This window comes from Paenibacillus sp. OT2-17, from assembly GCF_009827695.1.
GTDB classification, from domain to species: Bacteria; Bacillota; Bacilli; order Paenibacillales; family Paenibacillaceae; genus Paenibacillus; species Paenibacillus polymyxa_B.
In genome coordinates, this window is sequence record NZ_WUDQ01000271.1 from 1 (window position 1) to 4,926 (window position 4,926).

Consider the following 4,926-nt stretch of genomic DNA (forward strand, 5'->3'; position numbering starts at 1 on the left):
CGGAAGGAGTACGCCAGGCGGTTGTAGTTGATCGACTGGACACGGCGGGACAAAAGTACTTATGCGCCTATGTTGCAGGTGCAGCTGAGAAAGACATGCTGCGAGATAAACTGGCTCAGCAGTTACCAGTCTACATGGTTCCAGCCCAAATCATTGTATTGGAACAGTTGCCATTGACCCATAACGGGAAAATAGACCGATCCAATCTGCCCGAACCAGATGAAATAGCACCGTTGGATAGCGTATATGAGGCACCACAGGATGAATTGGAAAAAACAATTGCTTTGATCTGGGAAGAAGTGATCGGTGTTAAACCAATTGGATTACACAACAACTTTTTCGAGCTTGGCGGGGACTCGATTAAAGCATTGCAAATTGCAATACGCTTAAATGCCAAAGGCCTGAAAATGGAAGTAAAGGACTTATTCCGTTACCCTGAAATTCACTTGATAGCACCGTTTATAAAAAAAATCACCCGTATCATTCCCCAGGGGATTGTAGAGGGTGAGGTAGAATTGACACCCATTCAACTCGATTTTTTTCAGCATCATCGGAGAGATCGTCACCATTATAATCAGGCGGTCATGCTGCAAAATGATAGAGGATGGAATGAATTATGGCTGAAAAACGCTATGGACAAGCTGGTAGCCCATCACGATGCATTACGCATCATCTTTGTGGAAGAGGAAAAGGGAGCCTCAGCCTATAACAGGGGAGTGAACGATGGTGAGTTCTTTACATTAACGAGCTATGATTTGACACAATCAAGCCAGCCTGAAGAAGAAATCCGACACATTGGCGATGAGCTGCAAAGCAGTTTGGATCTGCAACGAGGTCCTCTCATATGTTTGGCTTTATTCCATTTGTCCGGTGAAGATCATCTGATGATCGTTATCCACCATCTTATTGTAGACGGTGTGTCTTGGAGAATTTTGCTGGAAGATTTGGGCACCGCCTATGATCAGGTAGCTCGCGGTGAGACGCCGAATCTGCCTGCCAAGACGGATGCTTACAAAGAGTGGGCTTCAGGACTGACTACTTACGCCGAAAGTGTACAGGTACGCCAAGAAATCAGCTACTGGAACAATGTAGATTCACGCAGGATGCGTCGATTGCCAAGGGATCATGAAATCGCGGTTAGCCTGATACAGGATCGACGCCTAGCGGAGGTGGTACTCGGCAGGGATGAGACGGAAAAGCTGTTGAAGCATGTACATCATGCCTATCATACGGAAATGAATGATCTGTTACTTACAGCCTTGGGTCTGGCTTTTTATGATTGGAGCGGCTATAACGAAATCCCGATTTTGCTGGAGGGGCACGGCAGGGAGGAGATCATTAAAGATTTGGACATCTCTCGTACAGTCGGCTGGTTTACCTCCCTGTATCCTTTTGTAATCGAGGTCAACAGACCCGAAAATTTGGCCTATCAGATCAAAATGGTTAAAGATAAGCTGCGGCGGGTGCCTAATAAGGGCATCGGTTATGGTATTTTACGTTATTTGACCAAAGACCAGACTAAATCCGCTTCTCTAGTCGCAGCACCATTCCCGGAAATTAGCTTCAATTATTTGGGACAATTCGACGAAGAAAACAGCGCAGACATGCCTTGGCGTATTTCTCGATTAGCAGACTTAGCCAATGGTGAGAGAAGCCCGCGTGCGGAAAAGACGAATACATTTGACATTAACGGCATGATAACGAACGGAATCCTTCGGTTTGAATTTGAATATAACGGGCTTGAATATGGTGCAGCGACGGTAGAGCGATTAACGATCGGCTTTAAAAAACATCTATTGAATATTATCCATCATTGTTGCACTAAGGATCAGGCGGAGCGCAGCCCTACGGATTTTACATATAATCAATTGTCTATGGGGCAATTTGAACAAATATCAAGCCGATTATCAGATAAGCTGGGAAATCTGTTGAAATAAAGGATATCCGCAAGTTGAAACTCAAATTCTGCATGGATAAAGGAAAGGTGAACGATTTGGCACAGGTAAATATTAAAGATATCTATCCGCTGTCCCCGATGCAGGAGGGAATGTTGTTTCATTCCATCCTCGACGCAAAATCAGAAGCTTACTTTGAGCAGACCGTTATTACCTTTAATGAAGTGCTAGATGTTTATTTGGTTCAGCAAAGCTTGCAGCAACTCATGAATCGATATGATATATTCCGTACCATTTTTATGTATAAAGAAACAGAACGTCCGCTTCAAATTGTCTTGGAAGAACGTGATGCGTTGCCTGTTCATTTCGAGAATATCAGTGTTTTTCCCGAAGCTGAGAAAAGGGAGCATTTTACTGACTTTTTAAAGGGAGAGCGTCGAGTGGGTTTTGACTTGGAAAAAGATGTTCCGATTCGGCTTGCCCTGTTTGAATGGAGTGATGAGTCTTCCAGACTTGTCTGGAGTGTTCATCACATTATAATGGATGGTTGGTGCATGGGAACGGTAGCCCAGGAATTTTTCACCATCTATACTTCCCTTCGGTCCGGAGTGCCTGCACAATTGGATACGGTATATCCGTACAGCAGTTTTATTCAGTGGCTGGAGCAACAGGACAAGGAAGAAGCGACAGCCTATTGGCAGGGGTATTTAAATGGGCTTGAAAATGAAACGATTTTACCGGGCTATAACCGTCCATTGAATCCAATCTTCGAAGCAGACCGTTACACATGCAAGCTGGGGAAAGAATTGACTCAAGGAATGGAGAGAATAGCTAAACACTACCACACGACAGTCAGCACTGTATTTCAGACGGTATGGGGATTATTGCTTCAAATGTACAACCACAGCCGGGATGTTGTGTTCGGGTCCGTAGTATCCGGCAGACCAGATGAAGTTCCGGGAATTGAAAATATGGTGGGATTGTTCATTAACACAATACCAACACGCATAACCAGTGATGTGGACCAGAGATTTTCGGATCTGCTTATATCTGTGCAAAACTCCAACATCGAGTCTACTCAGTACTCTTATTCTTCCTTGGCAGATATTCAGAATCACACGGATTTGAAACAAAATTTAGTCCGTCATATTGTTGTTTTTGAGAACTATCCTTATTCAGAGGAGCTTATTCATGCGGAAAAAGGTCCTGATACACTTCAGGTCACCGACGTGGAGGATATTGTACAGACCAACTATGATTTTAATGTGATTGTCGTTCCTGGATCACAGTATGAAGTTACTTTTAGTTACAATCGGCTGGTTTACGTTGAAAATTGGATTAGGCTAATTGCAGCTCATCTTAAACGGGGACTGGAACAGATTGTTCAACAGCCGGATCTACTGATTTCCGATTTGGAATTTCTGACGACGGAAGAGAAAAGTCAGGTTTTATCCCAATTTAGCGGAGTACAGATCTCATATCCTTCTAGTGATACCATCCATCTTTGTTTTGAAAAACAAGTAGAAAAGACACCGAAGACAATAGCGGTTGTCTGTGAGAACTCCAGTCTGACTTATGCTGAGCTGAATGAACGTGCTAACCGACTAGCTCGTACCCTACGTAGTTACGGCACAACAACCGATCGGCTGGTTGGACTCATGACTGATCGTTCTATAGATATGGTGGTCGGCATCCTCGCTATTCTTAAAGCAGGAGGGGCATATGTACCCATCGATCCGTCATATCCAGAGGAACGTATCCGTTATATATTTGACGATTCCGGTGCAGACCTGCTTTTGACGCAAAGCCATCTTGTGGAAAAGGTCAAAGAGGCCGCTTTTGGAGGAAAAGTCCTAGTATTGGATGAAGATCCAACTATATATCACATGGAAGGGTCAAATCTGGAGGCTGTATCAGGAGCAAACGATCTAGCCTATGTCATATACACTTCAGGTACTACAGGACTGCCTAAAGGTGTAATGCTGGAGCACCATGGATTGTGTAACCTGAAAACGTATTTTGATGAAACATTGCAGATAAGTCCGTCAGATCGTGCCCTACTGTTTGCGAGCTACGCATTTGATGCTGCCTGCTGGGAAATATTCCAGGCGCTATTTTGTGGCGCGACACTTTACGTGCCTACTTCGGAAATCATACTGAACTACAACCAGTTTGAACAGTACATGGCGGATCATAAGATTACGGTGGCAGCATTACCTCCTACCTACGCCGTGTATCTAAACCCAGAACGAATGCCGGATCTGCGTATTCTGTTCACCGCTGGTTCCGCTTCCTCGATGGAGCTCGTAACCAAGTGGAAGGATCAGGTCTCCTATTTTAATGGTTACGGACCGACAGAAAACTCGGTAGCAACGTCCATTTGGCCGGTGTCGGAGCACCCCGGAGCAATCGATACCATTTCCATAGGACGTCCCGTACCCAACCACCGGGTGTACATGATCGATGCTCTTGGTCATCTTTTACCTGCTGGAATAGCAGGGGAGTTGTGTGTATCCGGCCCAGGACTGGCACGCGGTTACCTGCACCGCCCGGAATTAACGGCTGAACAATTTGTGACCAATCCGTTTGCAGGTGGGGAAGCGGGCTATGAACGCATGTATCGGACAGGCGACCTAGCAAGATGGATGCCTGACGGCAACATTGAGTACCTGGGCAGGATTGACCATCAGGTCAAAATTCGCGGTTACCGGATTGAACTGGGCGAGGTTGAGGCGGCTATGCTGAAGGCAGATCGCATGCAAGAGGCCATCGTACTGGCACATGCAAATAGCCAAAACCAACACGAACTGGTTGCCTACTACGTGGCGGAACGGGAAGTGACGGGGAGCGAGCTTCGCAAGATGTTAAATGAAGAACTCCCAAATTATATGGTCCCTTCACATTTCATTCAGTTGCAGAATGTACCTCTTACACCGAACGGTAAAATTGACCGTAAGGCGCTGCCGATACCAGAAGATCGTTTGGCCGACCATGTTGCACCGCGAACATGGATGGAAATAAAATTAGCAGA

2 protein-coding genes are annotated in these 4,926 nt (G+C 45.5%); both read left to right on the forward strand.

The window, feature by feature from the left end; translation table 11 throughout:
- The coding region (locus tag GRP75_RS19255) for a condensation domain-containing protein (protein ID WP_237449104.1) at positions 1-1,937 on the forward strand (1,937 nt) is incomplete at its 5' end.
- 32 nt (positions 1,938-1,969) lie between these two features.
- On the forward strand, positions 1,970-4,926 hold a 2,957-nt coding region (locus GRP75_RS19260; protein ID WP_483311099.1), incomplete at its 3' end, for a non-ribosomal peptide synthetase.